At 61.8% G+C, this 25,157-nt stretch carries 16 protein-coding genes; 11 read left to right on the forward strand and 5 right to left on the reverse strand.

What is annotated here, in order from left to right; all coding sequences use genetic code 11:
* Positions 1–22 precede the first annotated feature (22 nt).
* The 4 genes from ACAX43_RS21920 (at position 23) to ACAX43_RS21935 (ending at position 4,496) form a co-directional block, all read left to right on the forward strand.
* Positions 23–2,491, forward strand: a complete 2,469-nt coding sequence (locus ACAX43_RS21920; RefSeq protein WP_370710516.1) for a DUF6531 domain-containing protein — start codon at positions 23–25, stop codon at positions 2,489–2,491.
* Complete coding sequence (locus ACAX43_RS21925) at positions 2,488–2,988, forward strand: hypothetical protein (RefSeq protein WP_370710517.1); 501 nt, start codon at positions 2,488–2,490, stop codon at positions 2,986–2,988. The genes ACAX43_RS21920 and ACAX43_RS21925 overlap by 4 nt, the downstream gene beginning before the upstream one ends.
* Before the next feature lie 507 nt (positions 2,989–3,495).
* Positions 3,496–3,708 carry a hypothetical protein gene (locus tag ACAX43_RS21930; RefSeq protein ID WP_370710518.1) on the forward strand — a complete coding sequence of 71 codons (213 nt, stop codon included), beginning with the start codon at positions 3,496–3,498 and terminating at the stop codon, positions 3,706–3,708.
* Between the two features lie 260 nt (positions 3,709–3,968).
* Positions 3,969–4,496, forward strand: coding sequence for a hypothetical protein (locus ACAX43_RS21935; RefSeq protein WP_370710519.1), 528 nt, complete (start codon positions 3,969–3,971; stop codon positions 4,494–4,496).
* A gap of 132 nt (positions 4,497–4,628) precedes the next feature.
* Here the strand turns inward: ACAX43_RS21935 and ACAX43_RS21940 are convergent, their stop codons facing one another.
* Positions 4,629–8,114, reverse strand: a complete 3,486-nt coding sequence (locus tag ACAX43_RS21940) for a DNA translocase FtsK (RefSeq protein ID WP_370710520.1) — start codon at positions 8,112–8,114, stop codon at positions 4,629–4,631.
* Positions 8,115–8,499: 385 nt separating this feature from the next.
* Complete coding sequence (locus ACAX43_RS21945) at positions 8,500–9,039, reverse strand: META domain-containing protein (protein WP_370710521.1); 540 nt, start codon at positions 9,037–9,039, stop codon at positions 8,500–8,502.
* 264 nt (positions 9,040–9,303) lie between these two features.
* Here ACAX43_RS21945 and purT point away from each other — a divergent pair, with 264 nt between their 5' ends.
* The 5 genes from purT to ACAX43_RS21970 all read left to right on the forward strand — a co-directional run bounded on the left by purT (position 9,304) and on the right by ACAX43_RS21970 (position 16,225).
* Positions 9,304–10,518, forward strand: coding sequence for a formate-dependent phosphoribosylglycinamide formyltransferase (gene purT, locus ACAX43_RS21950; RefSeq protein ID WP_370710522.1), 1,215 nt, complete (start codon positions 9,304–9,306; stop codon positions 10,516–10,518).
* A 103-nt stretch (positions 10,519–10,621) separates the two neighbouring features.
* Positions 10,622–10,984, forward strand: a complete 363-nt coding sequence (locus ACAX43_RS21955; RefSeq protein WP_370710523.1) for an MliC family protein — start codon at positions 10,622–10,624, stop codon at positions 10,982–10,984.
* 265 nt (positions 10,985–11,249) lie between these two features.
* Entirely contained in the window at positions 11,250–12,902 is a 1,653-nt protein-coding gene (locus ACAX43_RS21960; protein WP_370710524.1) for an acetolactate synthase large subunit, read from the forward strand.
* A gap of 69 nt (positions 12,903–12,971) precedes the next feature.
* Positions 12,972–14,408 (forward strand): aldehyde dehydrogenase family protein, encoded by a 1,437-nt coding sequence (locus tag ACAX43_RS21965; protein ID WP_370710525.1) that lies wholly within the window; start codon positions 12,972–12,974, stop codon positions 14,406–14,408.
* 344 nt (positions 14,409–14,752) lie between these two features.
* Positions 14,753–16,225: a DEAD/DEAH box helicase gene (locus ACAX43_RS21970; protein ID WP_370710526.1), complete on the forward strand. Its 1,473-nt coding sequence runs from the start codon at positions 14,753–14,755 to the stop codon at positions 16,223–16,225.
* A 102-nt stretch (positions 16,226–16,327) separates the two neighbouring features.
* On the opposite strand, the gene gluQRS is transcribed toward ACAX43_RS21970, so the two are convergent.
* A complete protein-coding gene (gene gluQRS, locus ACAX43_RS21975; RefSeq protein ID WP_370710527.1) occupies positions 16,328–17,212 on the reverse strand; it encodes a tRNA glutamyl-Q(34) synthetase GluQRS in 885 nt (294 codons plus the stop codon).
* A 127-nt stretch (positions 17,213–17,339) separates the two neighbouring features.
* The gene (locus ACAX43_RS21980) at positions 17,340–18,203 is read right to left on the reverse strand and encodes a sulfurtransferase (protein ID WP_370710528.1); all 864 of its coding nucleotides are present in this window, start codon (positions 18,201–18,203) and stop codon (positions 17,340–17,342) included.
* Positions 18,204–18,471: 268 nt separating this feature from the next.
* Between ACAX43_RS21980 and dnaE the strand changes: the two genes are divergently transcribed.
* Positions 18,472–22,056: a DNA polymerase III subunit alpha gene (gene dnaE / locus ACAX43_RS21985; protein ID WP_370710529.1), complete on the forward strand. Its 3,585-nt coding sequence runs from the start codon at positions 18,472–18,474 to the stop codon at positions 22,054–22,056.
* A 90-nt stretch (positions 22,057–22,146) separates the two neighbouring features.
* On the opposite strand, the gene ACAX43_RS21990 is transcribed toward dnaE, so the two are convergent.
* Positions 22,147–22,923 (reverse strand): glycosyltransferase family 2 protein, encoded by a 777-nt coding sequence (locus ACAX43_RS21990; RefSeq protein ID WP_370710530.1) that lies wholly within the window; start codon positions 22,921–22,923, stop codon positions 22,147–22,149.
* A gap of 302 nt (positions 22,924–23,225) precedes the next feature.
* On the opposite strand from ACAX43_RS21990, the gene msbA reads away from it, so the two are divergent.
* Positions 23,226–25,019 (forward strand): lipid A export permease/ATP-binding protein MsbA, encoded by a 1,794-nt coding sequence (gene msbA, locus ACAX43_RS21995; RefSeq protein ID WP_370710531.1) that lies wholly within the window; start codon positions 23,226–23,228, stop codon positions 25,017–25,019.
* Positions 25,020–25,157 lie beyond the last annotated feature (138 nt).

The following is a 25,157-nucleotide window of genomic DNA, read 5'->3' on the forward strand; positions in this document are numbered from 1 at the left end:
AAGGAATAACTAAGGGAGAAAAATGAAATTCCGGACATTCCAGGGCGGCCCGGCCAGCATGCTGTGCCGTTTCCTCGCCGTATTCACATTGTTACTGGTGGCGTTTGGCGCGAACGCGACAGACTGCTCCACGCTGTATTCAAAGTCGGGCGCAACGCCCGGTACGACGTCCTGCCGCCGCGACGTGGTCAGCAATACACCCGGTGGCATGGGGAACTACGCATGCATCAATGACATCGCGCTGATCGACCAATGGTGTTCCGTTCCAGCGACGGATGCGCCCGAACAAAGCTGTCCGGTAGCCGATCCAGTCTATCCCGGCAATGGCGCAGTCACGCTGACGGAAGCGGATTTCGTCAGCGGCGACGATATGCCGATGTCGTTCACGCGCACCTATCGCTCGAAGCCACTCGCAAAGAATGCGATCTCGATGGGGCCGGTCTGGTTCCATAGCTGGCAGCGCAGCCTGGACCTCGCAAGTGCGAACAGTGGCAGTTCATCAAAGGTTATTGCGTATCGCGCGAATGGTGAGCCGGTTACGTTCAACTGGTTGGCGGGCACTTGGCGTACGTCTGGATTTACCGGTCTCGCACTCGCGCAGAACCCGTCCGGCTGGACGCTTACTGATCTTCAGACCGAGACCGTCGAGTCGTACTCGGCGCAAGGGGTCCTGCTGTCGGAGGAGACGAAGACCCGGTTTATCCGCACGCTGACCTACGATGCATCGGGTCTGCTAACCGCCATCACTCAGCATGCCGCGGGCACGGACGCGAACAAGGACGTCACGCTTCGACTCGACTATGACGACAAGCGTCGTCTGTCGCGCCTGAATGATCCTTTGGGGCGAATGACGCAGTACGGTTACGACGCGAATGGAAATCTTGTTTCCGTTATGTGGCCGAACGGCTATACGCACCGTTACGCCTATGAAGATTCCCGGTTCAAGAATGCGCTGACGGGAGAGATCAATGAGGCCGGCACGCGTGTCGCGGCGTGGACTTATGACGCGCAAGGTCGGGCAGTAGCGGTCGACCATCCTGACTCTGCACGCAATGTGCAGTTCGCCTATAGCGCCGGTTCAACGGTTATTACCGGCAGCAAGCGCACCACCACGTTGAACATGTCGTCGATTGGCGGCGTGCTGCGGCCAACCGCTAGCACGTCGGCGGCGGGTAATGCGAGCAGCGCATGGGATGCGTCCGGCAATCTGCTGAAAGATACTGACGCTAGCGGCGGAACGTCGGAATACAGCTACGACGAAACCGGGCGTCCGATCAAGGCGACCGTTAAGCGCGGCTCGGGGACTTCGATATCGACGATTCGCTATGCCGATGCGACGAGCCTGCGTCCGTCGATGATTGCGTCGCCGAACCTGATTCAGTCATTCGTCTACGACGCTCGCGGCAACACGACGGGCATCGCCGAGACGCCGACTAGCGACGCGACCGGAATCCAGGGCTTCGATGCGCCGAAGCCTGAAGGCGCCGTCACGATGGCCTACGGCATGACGTACGACGCGAACAACCGGCTCTCGTTCGCCCAGCAACTCGCCGCTGGGAAGGTCGTCGCTCAATGGGTCGTGACGCGGGATGCGACCGGGAATGTCTTTTCAATCTATCCCGTTGAGCAATACGTCGCCAGTGAGGCGATTTCGCGCGATGCCGCTCACCGGATCGAGTACGGCTACAACCCGACCGGCGACTATTTCCTGCGCTATGACCAGCGTGGACGAATCGATCTGTTCAAGTTCCAGGAATATGCAAGCCCTGCGAATGGCGGTGTCCGGCGCGTTTTGAAAGTCAGGTTCACGTATTCGCCCGATGGTCAGGTCGTGTCACGTACCGGCACGGTTGCCAGAAACGGCAGTCTGCTCGACCTGAACGATGGCACGGATATCCCGGTGGGCGATGAGGAAATCAACCAGTGGATCGATAACTACAACTATGGGGACTCGCCTATAGCGCCACCGGCAAATCTCCAGGGTGCACGCCAGCTTCTCGGCGCTTCTTCGCTTTCGACTTCGACTGTTTGTAGTGGTTGCCATTTCTCGGCGGGGCTGATCGATGGGGCGGCGCGGGGGATCGTGATCGTCTGGCGGCTTATTAATAATCCGGCTGTTAAATACGGCATCGGTCAAGGCGCAAGGAAAGCGGCGGAGAACTGGGACCGTATCAAGCAGATGTGCAAGCCCGCGGCTGAGACGGAGGTGGATGGGATTCCGCCGGGGCGGATTACGTCGGAATATGTCGACATCACAGTGGGACGAAGCACGAAAAATATCGAAACGGACGTTGGCAAGGCGGAGTTCGAGGCAAACTTGCGTGACAATGGCTGGGTACAGACGCTCACTAAGGACGGCAAGATGGATATCTTCACCAAGAACGGGAACCGTTATGGCGTCCGGGAAGAGTCGAATCAGGGGAACCCCACCGCCGATTATTTTCCTCTCGGTTCGAAGTATGCAACCCTCAAAATCCGATTAGCCAAATGAGCAAGATTGATTTCATACAAGACTGCGAAGTATTCACCTCGCTTTGGCAGCGTGCACGGGAGTGCATGAAAATAGCGCTGCTCACCCCAGCTTCGGAGTTGCTTCACTTTGACTCCTCGAACATCAGCTCGAAGGTTTTCCATGACCTCATTAGAGACGTCGCGAGTTTCAATGGAACTGGCGACTTCGCTGTAATCGTCCTTAATCCAGACCCGTTCAGCTATTTTCATTTTCATTTTGGCAAGTACCCGGGATTCGTGGTTAAGGCGGACAACAGCGAAGATGACTTCGCCGATATATTGATGACGGACCCCGGCGACAGCCCGGCCGACGCGATTGGTTTCTATTCGGAGCAGTATGTTGTCTTGCCGATTGTGGGCGAATGGTTCATGTATGCCGATCGGGACTGGGATTGGGGCACGGGTGTGTTGTCCGGGCCCGCAGACCTCATGGCGTTCGCACGAGAGTCATTTGCCTTCTATGAGAATCCTGACTAGGTGAACGCAACCCGATTCAATATTCGATAAGCTTACCGCCGATTGTTGAGCAGCCAGCGACAGGAGCAAGATTAAGATCCATCTTGGCAAATGCCCGGCGTATCCAAACCATGAATCAACCTGACATACATGATTTCAATGCTCACGGCGCTCCGGAGTCGCACGAGGCTACAGACGCTCACTAAGGACGGCAAGATGGATAGCCAATGAACCAACTAGACTATATACATGATCTTGCAACGTTACGGTGCTCTGGAGTCGCGCGAGAAGGGGTGTCCAGTCGCTTGTCGATAAGTCACCGGACGAGCTGCTGTGCTTCGATCCCATCGATATTGCGACACCAAAATTTTTCGATCTTATACAAGCGCTCCTATCGTTCAAAAATACGACTGATTTCGCGACGATAATTTTGAAACCAGATCCGTTCAATTATTTTCATCATCACTTTGGAAAGTACCCCGGATTCGTCCATAAAAAAATAACACTGACGATGAGTTCTTCCATTTCATGATGCAAGACCCCGGCGGCAGCCCGGCCGACGCACTGGGTGTGAACCACGAGCATTACGTCATAATGCCGACTGATGGTGACTGGCTCGCTTTCGGCGATCGCTCATGGGATGTTGGTGTGTTCCATGGTCCCCCTGAGATCATGCAATGCGCACGTGAGTTCTATCCGTTCTTCATGAAGCCGCCGAGCGGCTTCCGCGTTGAGCCGTAACAAGGCGGTGAGCCCGATTTTCTAGAATCGTTCTGATACTGGGCCAAACAAGAAAGGCGCGATCAATTGCGCCTTTCTCCTCGCTGAGGCGCGAAGCCGCAGGTCGACGTCAATGTGCAATGTGCGTACCACACCGATGTGCGAGCCATTGGCTGAGACGCAGACGGATGAGATTCCGCCGGAGCGGATTACATCCAAAAATACATTGATGTCACTGTGGGTCGGGGCTCAGCTACAGTAAAAATTCGCTGGGGTGGGAAATGGTTAATCGACAAAAAGGCAACTTTCTGAGCAATCTGGAAGATTTCTTGCCGTTATGGGATCGCGCGAATGCGGCGGTCCAGACTCTGGCTGGCTCTGCGCGGACCGAACCGACGCTTTATTTTGACTCGATCGATATCTCTACCCCGACGTTTTTCTTCTTTATCCGCGCGCTCCTGGCGTTCGAGGGCGCAGATACTTTCGCCGTACTTGCCCTCCGGCCGGATCCGTTCACCTATTTCCATCACCATTTCAAAAAATATCCGGCTTTCTTCGTCGGCCCTGAGCACAGCGTCGACGACTACTTTGCATTTTTAAATGCTGACCCGGGCGACAGCTTGGCGGATGCGTTGGCGAGCAACGCACAACGCTATGCGATTTTGCCGATCAATGGCAGCTGGTTCGTGTATGGAAACTGGAGCAAGGAAATGAGCGCCTTAGCCGGACCGTCGGATGTTCTCGAGTTCAGTCATGGGAACTATCCTTTCTTCCTCTATCCGGGTGCGAATTTTCAGATAGTTGACTAGGGCTATAGGCACAAGCTGTCGTCGAGAAAAATCGCGCCTTTATATCTAGTGCAGGGTGGACCCGCTAGTACCTTTCACTACGCGACGTCGGCATCCCGTTTCCTACCCGCAGCAATTCCACCCACCACATTCTCACTCCGCCGGCCCCGGCGCCAATACCTCACGGCTGCCGTTAATGCCCATCGCAGACACCAGCCCCGCTGTCTCCATCTGCTCGACAAGCCGCGCCGCGCGGTTATAACCGATGCGCAATTGCCGCTGCACCGACGAGATCGACGCGCGCCGCGTGCGCACCACGAAGGCAACGGCTTCGTCGTAAAGCGGATCGGCTTCGGCATCCGGCGTTTCGCCGAACAGGTCGGGTGACGCGCCTTCGGTGGCCGGGCCGTCGAGAATGCCTTCCTCGTATTGCGGTTCGCCGAATTGCTTCAGATACTCGACGATCCGATGCACTTCCTCGTCGGCGACGAACGCGCCATGCACGCGCTGCGGGTAGCCCGTGCCTGGCGGCAGGAACAGCATGTCGCCCTGGCCGAGCAGCGACTCGGCGCCCATCTGATCGAGAATCGTGCGCGAGTCGATCTTCGACGACACCTGGAACGCGACGCGCGTCGGAATGTTCGCCTTGATGAGACCGGTGATCACATCCACCGACGGACGCTGCGTCGCCAGAATCAGGTGGATGCCGGCGGCGCGCGCCTTCTGCGCGAGCCGCGCGATCAGCTCTTCGATCTTCTTGCCCGCGACCATCATCAGGTCGGCGAGTTCGTCGATCACCACCACGATCAGCGGCAGCGGCGCGAGCGGTTCGGGTGCGTCCGGGGTGAGCGAGAACGGATTGCCGAGCTTCTTGCCCCTGGCTTCAGAATCGCGGATTTTCTGGTTGAAGCCTGGCAGGTTGCGCACGCCGACCGCCGACATCAAGCGGTAGCGCTTCTCCATTTCGCCGACACACCAGTTCAGCGCGTTGGCCGCCAGCTTCATATCGGTGACGACCGGCGCGAGCAGATGCGGAATGCCTTCGTACACCGACAGTTCCAGCATCTTCGGATCGATCATGATGAGGCGCACTTCTTCAGGCGTCGCCTTGTAGAGCAACGAGCAGATCATCGCGTTGATCGCCACCGACTTGCCCGACCCCGTCGTGCCCGCGACCAGCATGTGCGGCGCCTTCGCCAGATCCGCGACCACGGGATGACCGGTGATGTCTTTGCCCATTGCCAGCGTCAACTGCGAATGCGAGTTCTGGTAGACGCTGGCTTCGAGGATTTCGGACAGGCGGATCGTCTGGCGCTTCGCGTTCGGCAATTCGAGGCCCATGCAGGTCTTGCCGGGAATCGTCTCGACTACGCGAATCGACGTGAGGCCGAGACCACGCGACAAGTCCTTCATCAGGCCGACGATCTGGCTGCCGCGCACGCCGAGCGCCGGTTCCACTTCGAAGCGTGTGATGACCGGGCCGGCCGAATGGCCGACCACCGTAACGGGCACCTTGAATTCCTGCAGACGCTGTTCGATCAGCAGACCGGTTTCGATGAGCATTTCTTCCGAAACGGGTTCGACGTCGGTGTCGGCGCGCGCGAGGAGATCGAGCGTCGGCAATTCGACCATCGATGCTGCGGGCGCGCGGAATTCGAAGCCATTGGCCGGAGTGTGGCCGCGCAACGGGGGGCGCTGTATTGCGGGTTCGGCGGGTTCGGAGATTTCCGCGCGTTCGGCAGGTTCATCGACGATGACGGCAGGGGCCACCGGTGCGGCATGCGCCGCGAAGCCAGGGAAGCGGACCACATTCGACGCACGCGTCTCGGTGCTTTGCGGCTGTGCTTCGGTGTCGACGGGCGAAGCTTCCAGGGCCGATGATGAGTTCAGAGCGTCGGATAGGTTCGGCGCATCCGATACGTCCGGTAGAGCAGGGAGGGCCATTGTTTCTGCTTCAACCGGCGCAACGGCGTCGCTCGCGCCGGCGACTTCCCAAGGCGGCATGCCTTGGGAAGTCGGTACGGCCTCGCTCGGCGAGGTGTCGTCGACCACACGCGAAAGGTCGGCCGATGCTGTGTCCGGCGACCCCACCACTGGGGGATCGATCTGCTGCACCTGTTCGGCCGGTGCCGGTGCGGGTGCATCAGCTTGTGTCTGTGCTTCTGGCAAAACCTCTGGTTGCAGGGAGACTTCTGCTTGTGCCGATGCCGGTGTCTCCGTCGGCGCCAATGTTTCTGCTACCGATGATGTCAATGCGGACGTGGGCAGTGCTGACGCGACCGACGATGTCTGGATGCCGGGCGGCTCACCTTCACTTACAGGTGGCACACGTGGCGAAACCACCCCCGATTGCCCAGCCTCGACCAACGGTTCGGGATTCACCGGCGCTGTCATGACCATTGCGTTTTCCGCACCGCTGCTACGCGCAAGGCTGACTCCCGCAATGTCGGTCCAGCGCGCGGCGTTTTCCGCGATACTACGAAGCGTCTCCTGGACGCTGGCGGGCGGTGCGATCTTCTGCGTTGTGGTCATCGGCCGCGTATAACCGGCTGCCGGCGCGGCGGGCGAAGCCGGTCGCGGTGTTGTCTGCGCCGACGTGATGTTGGTGTTCGGGCGCGAAGCCGGCATTGTCCGCGGTGCCGCCATGGCGGGCAGCGCTTGTGCTGCCTGTGCCGCCGCACCCGCAAAACCAGCGCCCCCCGTCATGCCCGAACCACCCGCCGCGGCCTCCGCGAAACGTTGCTCGCCAGCCGAGCGTCGACCAACTTGCGATCCGCTATCACGAACGGGAGTCGCGGTCGTCTCTAATCCCGGTGCCGAACCCGCTAAAGACGCGCTCGCGCGCGGTACCCTTGCCGGCTCGCGCAACCAGCCGGCCGGCGCAACCGGTTCAGCCGGCATCCATGCCGCCTTGTCGGTGTTTGGCGAGTGGGTGGGTGTCGACATCTGCATCGGTGTCTGCCGAGGCGGCGCGCCGGCGGAAGTACGCAGCACCGGCTCCGCTTGCGTCGCCTGATTGCGCTTCTTCACAGCGCCGGCGCGCCAACTCGCTGCAGCGCCGCGCGCTGCCGCTGCCGCCGCACCGCCGCCCGCAGTGGCACCACGGCCACGCGCCGGTGGCTGCCAGACTGTCGGACGCGCATAACGTCCCTTGCTTTTAGGCGCCATCGTATTGATGGACGACGGCACGTGTGACGGCAAACCGTGTGATGTCAAACCGTCATCGACACTGCGATGGCGGCGCGCTTCCTCGTCGCGTTTGGCGAGGCCGCGTGACAGACCGAGGCCGAATGCGCCATCGGCCCACACGGCGACGTCGCGCCAGCGGAAATCGATCAGCCAGGGCAGGCTGATCAGGAGTAGGACAAGCGCCGCGAGCGGCGTGCCGATATGCCCGAGCAGATGATCGAAGGCCGCCGCCAGCGCATGGCCAAAGCCATTCATGCCGGCCGCGCCGATCAGCGACGCCTCCAGTGTGCAACTCGCCACCATCACGCAGACGAAGCCGAGCCAAAGACGGATCGTGCCGGGGCCGCGCAAACCCGCGCCGCCCGGCAGCACCGACTTCACGATGCGCCACAAAAGAGGAATGAACCAGACGGCTGACCCGCCGAACCAGCCGAAAACTACCGTATGCATGCTAGACATCAACGAATGACGGACGCGTTTAAGCGCAAGTCAGCGATTCTAAACTGAAACTGGCAGGGGAAAATGCTTTGAGGGCGGTCGAAAAAAATTCCGTTCCGACCGGCGACTGATCTACGCGTCAGTCGCCGTCGGAATGGCGTTGCTAACGCGGCGTTGGCCGCCATGCGGGGCGCCAGGCGATCAGTTATAGCCCTCGGTCATCCACCCGGGATTGCGTTCGAACTCCAGCGTGTCGTGGTTATCGAGAATCAGCCGCAATCGCTGCGAAGTGCTCGACGCTATTTGTATGTCCGCCGCGAGAAAGATCGAGAAGGTCGAAGGCCGTCGAGCCAGCAGGTGCCGCGCGTGTCCACCGTCGCGCGCACCCGCCTGTCCATCATTTGGCGCTGCGGTCGAACGTGAGCGTATCGCCGTTGTCGAGCACCAGTTGCATCTGCTGCGGCGCGCGCATCTGCACGCCGGTGCGGTCGATGTGCGTCAGCGCGTTGAGATAGGCGCCTTCGATCTGGCCGCCCGGCGTCGTGCACGCCATGCGTGTGCCGCCCAGCGTCCCGAAGCTCAGCTTGCCATCTTTCAGCGCATACGAACCCATGTAACGATTGCAGCCGGAAAAGCCGCTGGCGTGGCGCTGGCCTTTGTCGGTCGAGAGCACGAGCGTGATCGGCGTGCCCTGATCCACGGAAGGAATGGCACGCGCGGTGCCGTCGGCCTGTTTCCAGCCGCTGAGCACCCAACTGGTGTCGTCGAGCAACTGGGTGGCGGCCGGGTTGAACGGATCGGGCGGAGCCGCTTCCGAATCGGGATGCTTCGGCATGGCGCAGGCGCTGCAAAGCGCGGCGACGCTCAACGCGGCGATAGCCGTGCGCGCATAAGGGATGAAGCGCGCAACACGTCGCGCGGAGGAGCTTTGGAGCATGGCGTCGTTCCTCTTCAAACTGGCGAAGGCGTAAGGGTAACGCACTAAGCTCGCCGCACGCGAGCGCGACGGTGTGCAACGGGCTTAAACGTTGGCGCCGCAGCGCCCTCTGCGCGCCCTACGCACAGATAGCAACGCGGACCCGGCGAGCAAGGCACGGCGCGGGGCCTGCGACCTCTGCGCATCGGGTTCGTATCGGGGCCCGCATGTTAACATCGTGTTCTACCCAATCCCACCCTCATTCGACTTTTATCTGGAGACCCCATGCAGATCGGCCAACGGATCGGCACGCCTCTTTCTGAATCCGCCACGCGTGTCATGCTGCTCGGCGCCGGCGAACTCGGTAAGGAAGTGATCATCGCGCTGCAGCGGCTGGGCGTCGAAGTGATCGCCGTCGACCGTTATCCGAACGCACCGGGTCATCAGGTCGCGCACCGCTCGCATGTGATCGACATGACCGACCGCGCCGCCTTGCGCGCGCTGGTCGAACAGGAACGTCCGCATCTGATCGTCCCCGAGATCGAAGCGATCGCAACCGACGCACTCGCCGCAATCGAAACCGACGGCCTCGCCGAAGTGATCCCGACCGCGCGCGCCACGCAACTCACCATGAACCGCGAAGGCATCCGCCGGCTGGCTGCTGAGGAACTCCGTCTGCCGACCTCGCCCTACGCGTTCGCCGATTCGCTCGAGGAACTGCGCGCGGGTATCGCCAAGGTCGGCTATCCGTGCGTGGTGAAGCCCGTGATGTCGTCGTCGGGCAAGGGGCAGTCGGTGCTGAAGCGCGATGCCGACGTCGAACCCGCCTGGCAATACGCAATGGCCGGCGGCCGTGTGAATCATGGCCGCGTAATCGTCGAAGGCTTTATCGACTTCGAATACGAGATCACCCAGTTGACCGTGCGGGCAATCGATCCGGCGCGCGGTGAGGTCGGCACGTATTTCTGCGACCCGATCGGCCACCTTCAGGTGGCGGGCGATTACGTCGAATCGTGGCAGCCGCAGCCGATGAGCCCGCTCGCGCTCGAACGCTCACGCGAAGTGGCGCACAAGGTGACTGCGGCATTGGGCGGCCGGGGCCTGTTCGGCGTCGAGCTTTTCGTGCGCGGCGATGACGTATGGTTCTCTGAAGTGAGTCCGCGTCCGCACGATACGGGTCTGGTCACGCTGTGCTCGCAACGCTTTTCGGAGTTCGAGTTGCACGCGCGCGCGATCCTCGGTTTGCCGGTCGATCCGTCGCTGCGGGCGCCGGGTGCGTCGGCGGTGATTTACGGTGGCCGCGACGAGGCGGGCATCGCTTTCGAAGGTGTTGCGGCGGCGTTGGCTGTGCCGTGTGCCGATCTGCGTCTCTTCGGCAAGCCGGAGAGCTTCGTCAAGCGCCGCATGGGTGTGGCGCTTGCCACCGGCGAGAACATCGACGAAGCACGCTCGCGTGCGAAGCAGGCCGCGGCGGCGGTACGGCCGGTTTCCACAAAGTAACGCGTCGAAACGGCGTGCCTCCGAGCGCCACGCAACCTTAACCCTGGCCGCAACACAGGCGGCTCCCCCCGTGCTTGATGTGCCACAACAGTCGAGGCATCCAATGAAGAAATGGTTTGGTGCGATAACCGCGGCAATGGGTCTCGCGGCGCTGTACGGCAATGCATGGGCCGCGCCATCGCGCCTCGCCGAAACCAAGCACCGTCAGACGCACAAGTACACCTGCGCGACCGGAAAGATTCTGCAAGTGACTTACTGGAACACGGCGAACGGCCAGAGCTTCGCACTCGTGCCTGTAAAGGGCCAGCAGTTGCTGTTCGTCAACACCCTGTCCGCCTCCGGCGCGAAGTATCAGGCCGGCAGCTACACCTGGTGGACAAAAGGCCCGCGCGCCGACCTGTACGACGCGACGGATGGCGAAAACGCCCCGCCGATGCTCTCCGACTGCATCGCCATCAATCGCTGAGCATGATGCGGCGGCTTTCTTCAAACACGCCGCCGCCTGCCTCACCTTACCTCCGTGGCGCTGCCCGCCCGCGCACATCATTTCCGTTCGAGTAGTAAGCTGTCCGACATGGCATCGGCTGTGTCCGCTATGACTGCTATCCCCGCTGTCACTGTTATGTCAGGCCGCGCACGGTTCGCGCGGCTGTCGTCGTCTTCGATCGTCCGTTTCCGGACCTCAACGGGTGGACTCTGGCGTGCCCCCGTTTCATCAAGCGAGACCCTCCATGAAAGCATCGGACCTGTTCGTCAAATCGCTGGAAGCCGAAGGTGTCGAGTACGTGTTCGGCATCCCCGGTGAAGAAAATCTCGATCTGCTCGAATCGTTGCGCCGCTCCAAGATCCGCCTGATTCTCACGCGCCACGAACAGGCGGCGGGTTTCATGGCCGCCACGTACGGGCGTCTCACCGGACGCACGGGCGTGTGCCTGTCCACTCTCGGCCCGGGCGCGACCAACTTCGTGACCGCCGCCGCGTATGCACAGTTAGGCGGCATGCCGATGCTGATGGTCACAGGCCAGAAGCCGATCAAGTCGAGCAAGCAGGGACATTTCCAGATTGTCGACGTGGTGCGGATGATGGAGCCGCTCACCAAGTACACGCGGCAGATGGTGTCGATCGCCAACATTCCGGCCTCGGTGCGCGAGGCCTTCCGTCAGGCGGAGGAAGAGCGGCCCGGCGCCACCCATTTGGAATTGCCCGAAGACGTCGCGCATGAAGAGGGCGACGGCCATCCGATTCCGAAGAGCTACAGCCGTCGCCCTGTCGCGGAGGAAAAAGCGGTGGCGCGCGCGGTCGAAGCGATCACCAACGCGAAGCATCCTTTGCTGATGATCGGCGCGGGCGGCAATCGCAAGACCACGACCAGGATGCTGCGCGAATTCGTCGACCAGATCGGCATTCCGTTTTTCACGACACAGATGGGCAAAGGCGTGATCGACGAATCGCATCCCATGTGGCTCGGCAACGCCACCTTGTCCGACGGCGATTTTGTGCACCGCGCGATCGACCACGCGGACTGCATCATCAATGTGGGCCACGATGTGATCGAGAAGCCGCCGTTCTTCATGCGCAGCGGCGACGCGGGCGAGAAGACGGTGATTCACGTCAACTTTCTCGGCGCGGAAGTCGATACGGTGTACTTCCCGCAGATCGAAGTGGTGGGCGATATCGCCAACGCGGTGTGGCAGCTCAAGGAAAGTCTCAAGGCGCGCCAGGAGCATTGGGACTTCACGCGCTTCAAGGAGATCAAGCAGCACTTCGAAGCGCATCTGGTCAAAGGTCAGCACGACGACCGTTTCCCGATGTACCCGGTGCGGATCGTCAACGACGTCTACGAAACCACGCCGGTGGACGGCATCGTGTGTCTCGACAACGGCATGTACAAGATCTGGTTCGCGCGCTACTACCGTGCGCACGAACCGAATTCGCTGCTGCTCGATAACGCCCTGGCTTCGATGGGCGCCGGCTTGCCCTCGGCGATCGCGACCAGGATCGTGCACCCCGACCGCAAGGTGATGGCCGTGTGCGGCGACGGCGGCTTCATGATGAATTCGCAGGAGTTGGAAACGGCGGTGCGTCTGAAGCTCGATCTGGTGATATTGATTTTGCGCGACGACGCCTTCGGCATGATCCGCTGGAAGCAGGAAAACATGAACTTCCCGGATTACGGCATGACGCTGAGCAACCCGGATTTCGTCGCCTATGCGCAGAGCTACGGCGCGAAAGGCCATCGCATCGAATCGGCGGCGGAGTTCGCGCCGCTGTTGCGCGAATGTTTCGTGACGCCCGGCGTGCATGTGATCGATCTGCCGATCGATTATTCGGACAACGAGCGCGTGCTGAATCGCGAAATCAAGCGGCTCAGCGCGCAACTATGAGCGGCAGCGGGGCATAGCCCTTGCTGGCTGCGTCGTTTCTGTCAGGCATCGGATCAAGGAGAACGCGTCATGTTGAAAAAGACTTACCCGTACTACCTCGCGAACGAAGCGGTGGCCGCCAACACCGATCTCGAAGTCACCGACAAATTCAGCGGCAAGGTGGCGACCCGCGTGGCAATGGCCGACGCGGCGGCCATCGACCAGGCGATCGGTCATGCCGTCGAGGCCATGCCGGCATTGCGGGCCTTCCCGCCTTTCAAGCGCCAGGCCGTGCTCGAACATTGCGTGAAGCGCTTCCGCGAGCGCTACGACGAACTGGCGCTTGCGCTCTGCATCGAAGCCGGCAAGCCGATCAACGATTCGAAAGGCGAAGTCACGCGCCTGATCGACACGTTCAAGGTGGCGGCGGAGGAGGCGGTGCGCATTGACGGCGAGATCGTCAATCTGGAGATTTCGCCGCGCGCGAAGGGCTATCACGGCTACGTAAAGCGGGTGCCGATCGGTCCGTGCTCGTTTATCTCGCCATTCAATTTTCCGCTGAACCTGACCGCGCACAAGGTCGCGCCGGCGATCGCCGCGGGCGTGCCATTCGTGTTGAAGCCGGCCAGCCGCACGCCGGTCGGCGCGCTCATCATGGGCGAGATCCTGGCGGAAACCGATTTGCCGAAAGGCGCATTCTCCATTTTGCCTGCTCATCGCGACGGCGCCGATCTGTTTACCACCGATGAGCGTTTCAAGCTGCTGTCGTTCACCGGCTCGCCGGCGGTGGGCTGGGACCTGAAGAAAAAGGCGGGTAAGAAGAAAGTGATTCTGGAACTGGGCGGCAACGCGGCGGCGATCGTCGACGGCGATCAGGGCGAGAAGCTCGACTACGTGGTCGACCGGCTCGCATTCGGCGCGTTCTATCAGTCGGGGCAGAGCTGCATCGGCGTGCAGCGGATTCTGGTGCATGCGAAGGTCTACGATGCGCTGCGCGAGAAGCTGATCGCCAAAACGAAGTCGCTGGTGATGGGCGATCCGAAGGACGAAAAGACTTTCGTTGGGCCGATGATCTCCGAGTCCGAGTCCAAACGCCTTGCCGGCTGGATGGAGAGCGCGGTGCAGGCGGGGGCGAAGATCGTCGCGGGCGGCAAGGTCGAGGGCGCGATGTTCGAGGCCACGCTGCTCGAAGGCGTGCGGCACGACACCGATCTGTATCGCAAGGAAGCGTTCGGGCCGGTGGCGATTCTGGAGCGTTTCGACGATTTCGACGCGGCGCTGGCAACCGTCAACGATAGCGACTTCGGTCTGCAAGCCGGCGTGTTCACCGATTCGCTCGCCCATGCGCATCGCGCGTGGGATGGACTCGAAGTGGGGGGCGTGGTGATCAACGACGTGCCGTCGTTCCGCGTCGACAATATGCCGTATGGCGGCGTGAAAGATTCCGGGCTTGGCCGCGAGGGCGTGCGCTACGCGATCGAAGACATGACCGAGATGCGCTTGATGGTGATGCGCGAGACGTGGTGAAGCAGCGGCTGTCACGCAACTGTCGTGTGGACGAATTACGCTCGCCAGCGAGGCGCCGGGCGGCTTTGCGGCAATGTGCCGAAGCTTGGCGACACGCCCGGCCACCGGCTTTCGCCGGCGTAAGCAGAAAGCCGGGAGATGCGCCATGAGTGTTTTTGCTGAAGTGCTACAATACCGGCCTTTCCGGCGGGTGTTTCCGCCGGCCGGAGCCGGCCGCATTTTTTCCCGTGATACTGACGGGTCCCGTGCGGAACGCCGTGGCTCCGCCTTCATCCTGATGCCCTCTGCGGTTCCGACCGCTGCCGCGCGCACCCGCGCCAAGCGCATTTTTAGCGAAAGCCACCATGTCCGACACAGCCGTCACGCCCAGCACTGCGACTTTTGATCAATTCGGCCTCGCGCCCGACATCCTGAAAGCCGTCAAAGACTCGGGCTACACCATCCCTACGCCGATCCAGGAGCAGGCGATTCCCGTCGTGCTGGCCGGCCGTGACATGATGGGCGCCGCGCAAACCGGCACCGGCAAGACCGCGAGCTTCTCGCTGCCGATCATCCAGCGCTTGCTGCCGCAAGCCAGCACGAGCGCATCGCCCGCCCGCCATCCGGTGCGCGCACTGATCCTCACGCCGACGCGTGAGCTCGCCGACCAGGTGGCCGCGAACGTGCAGGCGTATGCGAAACACACCGCGCTGCGCAGTGCGGTGGTGTTCGGCGGCGTGGATATGAATCCGCAATCCGAGCAACTGCGCCGCGGCGTCGAAATTCTGATCGCCACGCCGGGCCGTCTGCTCGATCACGTGCAACAGAAAACCGCCAACCTCGGCCAGGTGCAGATCCTCGTGCTCGACGAAGCCGACCGGATGCTTGACATGGGCTTCCTGCCGGATCTGCAGCGCATCCTGAACCTGCTGCCGAAGGAACGTCAGACGCTGCTGTTTTCGGCCACGTTCTCGGGCGAAATCAAGAAACTGGCCGCCACTTACCTGCGCGACCCGCAGACGATCGAAGTCGCGCGTAGCAATTCGACTGCGACCAACGTGACGCAGATCGTTTATGAAGTGGCCGAGGGTGACAAGACCAGCGCGGTCGTTCAATTGATTCGCGAGCGCGGCCTCAAGCAGGTGATCGTGTTCTGCAACAGCAAGATTGGCGCGAGCCGCCTGGCGCGGAGTCTGGAGCGCGACGGCGTGATCGCGACCGCGATTCACGGCGACCGGACGCAGAATGAACGGATGCAGGCTCTGGATGCGTTCAAGCGTGGTGAGATCGAGGCTTTGGTTGCTACCGACGTCGCTGCACGTGGTTTGGATATTGTCGAACTGCCCGCAGTGATCAATTTCGATCTGCCGTTCAGTGCGGAAGATTATGTGCACCGGATTGGGCGTACCGGGCGTGCCGGTGCTTCCGGCGATGCTTTGTCGCTGTGCAGCCCGAATGAGAAGAAGCAGCTGGCCGATATCGAAAAGCTGATCAAACGACCGCTGGACATGCAACGGTTGACGGTGGCCGCGCCGGTGCGGCATCACCATGAAGAGCGGGCGCCGCGTCGCGAACGTACCGAGGGCCGTGATGAGCGGGGCGGTCGCCGGCGTTCGGGGGCTGCGTCTTCGGGTTCGTTTGACCGGCCGCACCATCATCGCGCGCAGCCTGTGGATGATTTCTTCCTCAAGCCTTATGAGCCGTCGGCGGCTTCCGTTCGGAAGGTTGAGGAGGCGGCTGCGTCGTCTGCCGCAGCTCCGCAGAAGTCTTCCAAGCAGCCGTTGGCTGCGCTGTTAGGTGGGTTTGGGATGCCCAGGAAATCGCCTTCGTCTTCCTGATTTTCGCGTTTTTCCTCCTGGTCTTGCCGCTTCTGGCGTTTCTTTTTCAAGCGTTTTATTAGCGCTGCCTCTGTTGGGGGCGGCAGCTACTTCTCGCCGTAATCACACTCGCACGCTCATGCGCTCTGCCCATGCTGCCGTCGCGGCAGCATAAAAGTGCTCTAGCGTCTGATATGCGGTCCCGTCCAGTTCAAGACCCAGATGACGCGCGGCTGCGCTCAGCGCTTCAAGCGGATTGACATCGTCAAGCGCGGTTGCGCCGTTTTGCTTGCTGAGTTTTTCGCCCTGTTCGTTCGTCACGACGGGTACATGCAAATACGCCGGCGTCGGCACGCCCAGACAACGCTGCAGGTAAATCTGCCGCGCCGTTGAGTCCATCAAGTCCGCACCTCGCACGATGTGCGTAATGCCCGCGTCCGCGTCGTCGACCACCACCGCCAGCTGATACGCCCATTGGTCGTCCGCGCGTTTCAGGACGAAGTCGCCGACCTCGGTGGCCAGGTTCTGGGTCTGCTCGCGTTGCCAGCGGTCTTCGAAGGTGATCACCGCAGCGTCGCCGCCGGGGACGCGCAGGCGCCATGCGCGCGCCAGTTTGCCGTGTAGGCCACTGCGGCAGGTGCCGGGGTAGGCGAGCGTCGTATTGCGCGCGTGCGCGTTCAATAACGAATCCGCTATCTCCTTGCGCGTGCAGCCGCATGGATAGATCAAACCGACATCCTTCAGCTGATCCAACGCTTCCTGGTAGCGCGCAATACGATGGCTTTGCCAGGCAGGCGGCTCGTCAGCATGCATGCCGAAACGGTCGAGGGTCGACAGAATGTCCTCGGCCGCGCCAGGGACGGTGCGAGGTCCGTCGATGTCTTCGATGCGCACAAGCCACGCGCCGCCATGCGCGCGCGCGTCCAGCCAGCTTGCGAGCGCGCTTACCAGTGAGCCGAAATGCAACGGCCCCGTAGGCGATGGAGCGAAGCGTCCACGATAGGTCATGGGTTCGATCGGTGTACTGATGCGCTAATGCGATGAATAACTGAGCGACCCACGCCGCTCAGCCATGATTCGTTATGGGGGCGCCGGGCCGCAGCGTGAAAGTGACCGCCTGCCGCAACCGCCCGCATTATGCGGCGCGCGCCGCCTTGCTGTCCGGATGGCATTCCGGACACGTCTTGCCCGCCACATACAGCGGCGATTGCTGCGCCTCGGGCGTCACCACCGCGCGGCAGCCGAAACATTGCACCGTTGCGGTCGGCTCAAGTTGCGGATTGAGTGCGGTGCGGTAGTCGAACACGAAGCAGTCGCCGTGATAATGCGCGCCGCCCACTTCCTCGAAATACTTCAGGATGCCGCCTTCGAGCTGATACACGTTCTCGATGCCGACTTCCTTCATGTGGATTGCAGCCTTCTCGCAGCGAATCCCACCCGTGCAGAACGACACGACCGTCTTGCCCTCGAGATCGGCGCGGTTTTGTTCGATGACTTCAGGAAATTCGCTGAATTTCGTAATGCGGTAGTCGAGCGCGTGATTGAACGTGCCGACGTCCACTTCGAATGCGTTGCGTGTGTCGAGCATCACTACGGGCCGGCCTTCGTCGTCCTGGCCGCGGTCGAGCCAGTTTTTCAGCGTGGGGGCGTCGACGAACGGCGCGCGGCCAAGCTCCGGCCGGATGGCCGGTTTTTTCATCGTGATGATCTCGCGCTTGAGCTTGACCAGCATGCGGGTGAACGGCTGCTTGTCCGACAGGCTTTCCTTGAACTGCAGATGGACGAACTTGCCTTCGAACAGCGCGTCGTGACGAATGTAGTCGATGAACGCGTCCGCGGCTTCGCGCGTGCCCGCGACGAACAGGTTGAGGCCTTCCGGCGCCAGCAGGATGGTGCCGCGCAAGCCGAGCGTAGTGCAACGCTCGGTGACGAGCGGGCGCCATGCGGCGGTGTCTTCGATGGTCGCGAAATGATACGCGGCGAGATTGACGATACTCATGTGTGTCCAGCGGTAAGAAGTGGCCCGCGGCGCGGAAAACGGGGCGCATTGAACTGCCCGCATGGGAACGATGCGGCGCGGCCACGGCGAATAGGGCGAAACCCGTATTATCCCTCAAGCTGGCGGTTTGGCCGACTCGGCCGAATGGCCAGGCGCTTGCGGCAGCGCAAATCGCTCGCAAACTTGGACCGCGCATCTGCGATGCCATCCTAAGCCGAACGGCTAATGCAGGGCTTTGGCCTGAAAACTCCGGAAGGGTGGAGTTACAATGTCGCCCATGCCAGATCCCCGCTTCGTTCATCTCCGCGTTCACTCCGAATTCTCGATTGCCGATGGCATCGTGCGTCTTGACGACGTCGTCAAGGCTGCTGCCAAAGACGGTCAGGGCGCGCTCGCCCTCACCGATCTCGGCAACGCGTTCGGCCTCGTCCGTTTCTACAAGGAAGCCCGCGGCAAAGGGGTCAAACCCATTGCCGGCTGCGACGTCTGGATCACCAATCCGGACGACCGCGACAAGCCTTCGCGCCTTTTGCTGCTGGTCAAAAACCGGCGCGGCTATCTGAATCTGTGCGAGCTGCTCAGCAAGGCATCGCTTACGAATCAGTATCGCGGCCGCGCGGAAGTCGAAGCCGGCTGGCTCGAATCCGGTCTGGGAGAAGGCCTGCTCGCGTTGTCCGGTGCGCAACAGGGCGACATCGGCCTGGCGCTCGCGGCCGGCAACGAAGAAGCGGCCAAACGCAACGCGTTGCATTGGGCGAAGGTTTTCCCGAGCGGCTTCTATATCGAACTGCAACGGTGCGCTCTGCCAGGCGGCGAGCAGTACGTGCAGCAGGCGGTCGCGCTCGCGGCGTCGCTGAAATTGCCGGTGGTGGCCACCCACCCCATGCAGTTCATGACGCCGGACGACTTCACCGCGCATGAAGCGCGCGTGTGTATTTCCGAGGGCGACATCCTCGCGAATCCGCGCCGCTCGAAGCGCTTTACGTCCGAGCAGTATTTCCGCACGCAAGAAGAGATGGCGGCGCTGTTTGCGGACATTCCGTCGGCGCTCGCCAATACCGTTGAAATCGCCAGGCGTTGCAACCTGACGCTCGAACTCGGCAAGCCGAAGCTGCCGCTCTTCCCGACGCCCGACGGCATGTCGCTCGACGACTACCTCGTGCATTTGTCGAAAGAAGGTCTCGAAAAGCGGCTCGACCAGCTCTTCCCGATTGAGGCCGAGCGCGAGGCGCAGCGCGAAACGTATTACCAGCGCCTCGAATTCGAGTGCGGCACGATCATCAAGATGGGCTTTCCGGGCTACTTCCTGATCGTTGCTGACTTCATCAACTGGGCCAAGAACAACGGTGTGCCGGTCGGTCCGGGCCGGGGTTCCGGTGCCGGTTCGCTGGTGGCGTATGCGCTCGGCGTGACCGATCTCGATCCGCTGCGCTACAACCTGCTGTTCGAACGTTTCCTGAATCCGGAACGGGTGTCGATGCCCGACTTCGACATCGACTTCTGCCAGCACGGCCGCGACCGCGTGATTCAGTACGTGAAGGAGAAGTACGGCGCGGACGCCGTGTCGCAGATCGCCACCTTCGGCACGATGGCGGCGAAGGCGGCGGTGCGCGACATAGGCCGCGTGCTCGATCTCGGCTACATGTTCACCGACGGCATCGCCAAGCTGATTCCGTTCAAACCGGGCAAGCACGTCACCATCGCCGACGCAATGAAGGAAGAGCCGCTCCTTCAGGAGCGCTTCGACAACGAAGACGAAGTGCACCAGCTGCTCGAACTCGCGCAGCGCGTGGAAGGCCTGACGCGTAACGTCGGTATGCACGCCGGTGGCGTGTTGATCGCACCCGGCAAGCTCACCGATTTCTGCCCGCTCTATACGCAGGGCGACGAAAGCGGTGTCGTGAGCCAGTACGACAAGGACGACGTCGAAGCCGTCGGCCTCGTGAAGTTCGACTTCCTGGGTCTCACCACACTGACGATTCTCGACTGGGCCGAGCGCTACATCCGCCGTCTCGATCCGTCTAAGCAAGACTGGTCGCTCGCACAAGTGCCGCTCGACGATCCGGCGTCGTTCTCGATCCTGAAGAAAGCGAACACGGTCGCCGTGTTCCAGCTGGAAAGCCGCGGCATGCAAGGCATGCTGAAAGACGCGCAGCCCGACCGTTTCGAGGACATCATCGCGCTGGTGGCGCTGTACCGTCCGGGTCCGATGGACCTGATCCCGAGCTTCTGTGCGCGTAAGCATGGCCGCGAAGTGGTCGAGTATCCGGATCCGCGCGTGGAACCTGTTCTGAAAGAGACCTACGGCATCATGGTCTACCAGGAGCAGGTGATGCAGATGGCGCAGATCATCGGCGGCTACTCGCTCGGCGGCGCCGACTTGCTGCGCCGCGCGATGGGGAAGAAGAAGGCCGAGGAAATGGCCGAGCACCGCGCATTGTTCCGCGAAGGTGCCGCGAAAAACGGCCTGACCGCCGAGAAAGCCGACGAAATCTTCGACTTGATGGAGAAGTTCGCGGGCTACGGCTTCAACAAGTCTCACGCGGCGGCGTATGCGCTGCTCGCGTACTACACCGCATGGCTGAAGGCTCACCATCCGGCGGAATTCATGGCGGCGAATATGTCGCTCGCCATGGACGATACGGACAAGGTCAAGATCCTGTTCGAGGACTGCCTCACGAACAAGATGGCCGTGCTGCCGCCGGACGTCAATCTGTCCGCATATCGCTTCGAGCCGGTTGCGGAAGCGGACGGCAAACGGTCGAAAACGATTCGCTACGGCCTTGGCGCGATCAAGGGCAGCGGCCAGAACGCAATCGAAGAAATCCTGCGCGCGCGCGAAGAAGGTCCGTTCATCGACATCTTCGATTTCTGCAACCGGGTCGACCGCCGGATCGTCAATCGCCGGACGGTGGAAGCGTTGATCCGTGCAGGCGCGTTCGATCAGTTGCATGCGAATCGCGCGCAACTGATCGCATCCGTCTCGCTGGCGATGGAAGCCGCCGAGCAGGCGAGCGCCAACGCGATGCAAGCTGGCCTGTTCGACATGGGCGACGCCCCGTCGCAAGGTCACGAACTGGTCGACGAGCCGGAATGGCCGGAAAAGAAGAAGTTGCAGGAAGAGAAGGCCGCGCTCGGGTTCTACCTGTCGGGTCACCTGTTCGACGCCTACAAGGACGAAGTGCGCCGCTTCGTGCGTCAGAAGATCGGCGAGCTGAAGGAAGGGCGCGACAAGCTGGTCGCCGGGGTCATCGCGTCACTGCGCACGCAGATGACCCAGCGCGGCAAGATGCTGATCGCGCTGCTCGACGACGGCACCGGCCAATGCGAAGTGACCGTCTTCAACGAGACCTTTGAAGCCCACAAGCCGCTGTTCAAGGAAGACGAACTGCTGGTGGTGCAGGGTCAGGCGCGTAACGACGCGTTCACGGGCGGCATCCGCTTCACCGTCGATACGGTGATGGACCTCGGCCGCGCGCGCTGCCGTTACGCGGAAGCCGTGAAGGTGCAGATGAACGGCAATGCGGATGCGTTGGCGTTGCGGCGTGTGCTCGAAGCGCATAGCGCGGGTAAGGACGAGCCGCAAGCCGCACCGGCGCCGGCTGCGTCGTCACGCGGTGGCAATGGAGGCGGCGCAGGCGCTGGCCGAAACGGCGGCGGCTATGGCGGCGGTGGTCAGCGTCAAGCTGCTGTGCAGATTCCAAACGGGCTTGCCGTACAAGTGGTCTATCGCAGCGAAAACGCGCAGGGCGAAATGCGTCTTGGCGACGCGTGGCGCGTGAAGCCGACCGACGAACTGCTCGCCGCATTGCGCGGCGAGTTCGCGGGAAGCTCGATCGAAATCGTCTACTGATGCTGGTTTGCTCGCGCGAATAGCGTAGATCGCGCGGGCAAAGCCGGACCATCCTTGCGGCCATGATTGATGCTGCGGTAAGCGCCCTCGTCAACGTCCCGCGTCACTACCCCGCGACTTCTCCCCCAGCCGCGCCAGTTTCAAAAACCGGTAGTACACCGTCTCCGCATTGAACACCGCGATCATGAACCCGGCGCGGCCGTCGAGAAATCCACGCCGCAGCACGTAGGTTCGCACGAACGCCCAGGCGCCGCGCCCGAGCGCCTTGCCGAAACTGCCGCGCTTACCTGCCGCATGGCGTTGTTGCGCACCCGCTGTCGAATACGTGTCGAGCTTGCGCAACACGCCTTCGAAGTCTTCGTACGAGTAGTGCATCAGCTTGCCGGTCAGGCGCTGCGAAGGTGTGTCGAACACCAGGCGCTCGTGCACGAGGTCGTCGGAGAAACGCGCCGCGCCACGTTTGAACAGACGCGGAATCCAGTCCGGATACCAGCCGCTGTGATGAATCCAGTGCCCGCAAAAGCTCGATAACCGGTCTACCGCATAAACATCGGCGGTGGGTGCGGCCAGCGTCGCGCGGATTGCTGACGCCAGCTCCGGTGAGACGATCTCGTCGGCGTCGATCGAGAGAATCCAACCGGTGGAGAGCGCGTCCACCGCGCGGTTTTTCTGCGGACCAAAGCCCGGCCAGTCGGTTTGCTCCAGCACCCGGGCGCCGTGTGCGCGAGCGATGTCGGCAGTACCGTCGGTGCTGCCGCCGTCGATGACGACGATCTGATCGGCGAAGGCCACGGCCCGCAGGCACTCGGCCAGTCGCGCCGCGGCGTTTTTGGTGATGATGGCGACGCCGAGGGTGGTTTCTTGCATACCTGAATCGCGTGGAAGGGCAGGGTGACGGAATGGCTCGCGCAAGTATACACAGCGCACTAGCCGCATACGAAACAGCCCGCGCGGCGAGGCAGGGCCCGACACACCCGCCAGCGGTCCTCCGCGCCCGTTCGCGCCACGGTCGAATGCCTCCGTTCCTTGGTGAGTTGCCCACGCAATCTGCCCGATTGACAACCTCCGGCGGTCATCCTCAACCGTTTACAATGCTGTTTCCTGATATTCCGCGCGGCAGGCAATCCGCCTCATGCGCGGACGCCGTCCCGCATTCCCAGAGGATCTCCTTGAGCGCGAAGCCAACGTTAAGCAAACCCATCGGTTCAGGTGATGCATCCTCGCCTGCCGTCGTCTTTCGACGCTTGTGGCCGTACATCAAGCCGCTCATATGGGTGGTGGTCGGCGCGATCCTTGCAATGGCCGCCAGCGCCGGCACCGACGCGGCGATCCCCGCGTTGCTCAAGCCGCTTCTGGACAAAGGCTTCGGCGCGCACGCCAGCGACAACGCCAGGTGGGTCGTGCCGGTCGCGGTCATCGGCCTCGCGCTGATTCGCGGCGTGGCGCAATACGCGTCCGGCTATCTGCTCGCGTACGTGTCGAACAAGATCCTGCTCGAACTGCGTTTGAAGATGTTCGACCGCATGATCCACACGAGCGTGGCGTTTTTCCAGCGCGAAACCGCGAGTACGGTGATCAACGCAATCGTCTTCGAGGTGAATCAGATTCTCAACGTGCTGTTGAGCGTGATGGTCACGCTGGTGCGCGATTCGCTCACGGTGGTCTTCCTGCTCGGCTATCTGTTCTATCTGAACTGGCGCCTGACGCTGATCGTCGCGGTGCTGCTGCCGGGAATCGGCTGGCTGGTCGGCAAGATCAACCGCCGTCTGCGGCGCCTGAACCGCGAGCATCAGTTGCTGACCAATGAGCTGTCGTACATCGTCGAAGAGACGGTGGGCGGCTATAAGGTCGTCAAGGTGCACAACGGCGAACAGTACGAGACGGACCGTTTTACGTCGATGAGCAAGCGTCTGCGCGGCTACGCGATGCGCATGACGGTTTCCGGCGGCCTCGCGCAGCCGTTGACGCAGTTCCTTGCGTCGATTGCGCTCGCCGTGGTGATTACGATTGCGGTGGTGCAGTCGTCGTCGGATCAGACCACGGTCGGCGGCTTTGTCGCGTTCGTTACGTCGATGCTGCTGATCATCTCCCCGCTTAAGCATCTGATGGACGTGAACCAGCCGCTGCAACGCGGCATGACGGCGGCCGAGCTGATCTTCGGCCTGATCGACGAGCCGTCCGAGCCGGAGGGTGGCGGCAAGCCGCTCGAACGCGCCAGGGGCGAAGTGGAATTCCGCGACGCGTCGTTCACCTACGGCAGCAACGCCACGCACAAGCGCCACACGCTCGACCGTGTGTCGTTCAAGGTGGCGCCGGGCGAAATGGTCGCGCTGGCAGGCCCGTCGGGCAGCGGCAAGACCACGCTGGTGAATCTGCTGCCGCGCTTTTTCGATCCGACCGGCGGCGAGATTCTGGTCGATGGTGTCGCGCTGCCGGAATATGACCTGCATGCGCTGCGCAGCCAGATCGCGATGGTGAGCCAGGACGTGGTGCTGTTCAACGACACCGTGGCCAACAACGTCGCTTACGGCCAGAACGCCGACCCGGAAAAGGTCAAGGCGGCACTGCGCGCGGCCAATTTGTGGGACACCGTCGAGGCGATGCCCAACGGTATCGATACCTTGGTCGGCGACAACGGCATGATGCTCTCGGGCGGTCAACGGCAGCGTCTGGCGATCGCGCGCGCGATCTACAAGGACGCGCCGATCCTGATCCTCGACGAAGCCACCTCGGCGCTCGATTCGGAATCTGAACGCCATGTGCAGGCGGCGCTGGAAACCTTGATGAAGGGCCGTACCACACTGGTGATCGCGCACCGTTTGTCGACGATCGAGCGTGCCGACCGGATTCTGGTGATGGAAGCAGGGCGTATCGTCGAGCGCGGCAGTCATCGTGAACTGCTGGCGCAAGACGGTCTGTATGCGCATTTGCATCGCATCCAGTTCCAGCAAACCGCGGCGTGATTCGGCAAGAATTCGCGCCTTTCGACGTCACCCTCCGCCGGCAACCGCAATCTTAGGCGCTTGCCCGGCGCGACCGTTCAGCCATCCCGGCGTCTCTCCGAGGCTTTTTTGCCCGACTTCCTTGCGCAACGCATATTA

The organism is Paraburkholderia sp. IW21, assembly GCF_041321145.1.
GTDB lineage: Bacteria > Pseudomonadota > Gammaproteobacteria > Burkholderiales > Burkholderiaceae > Paraburkholderia.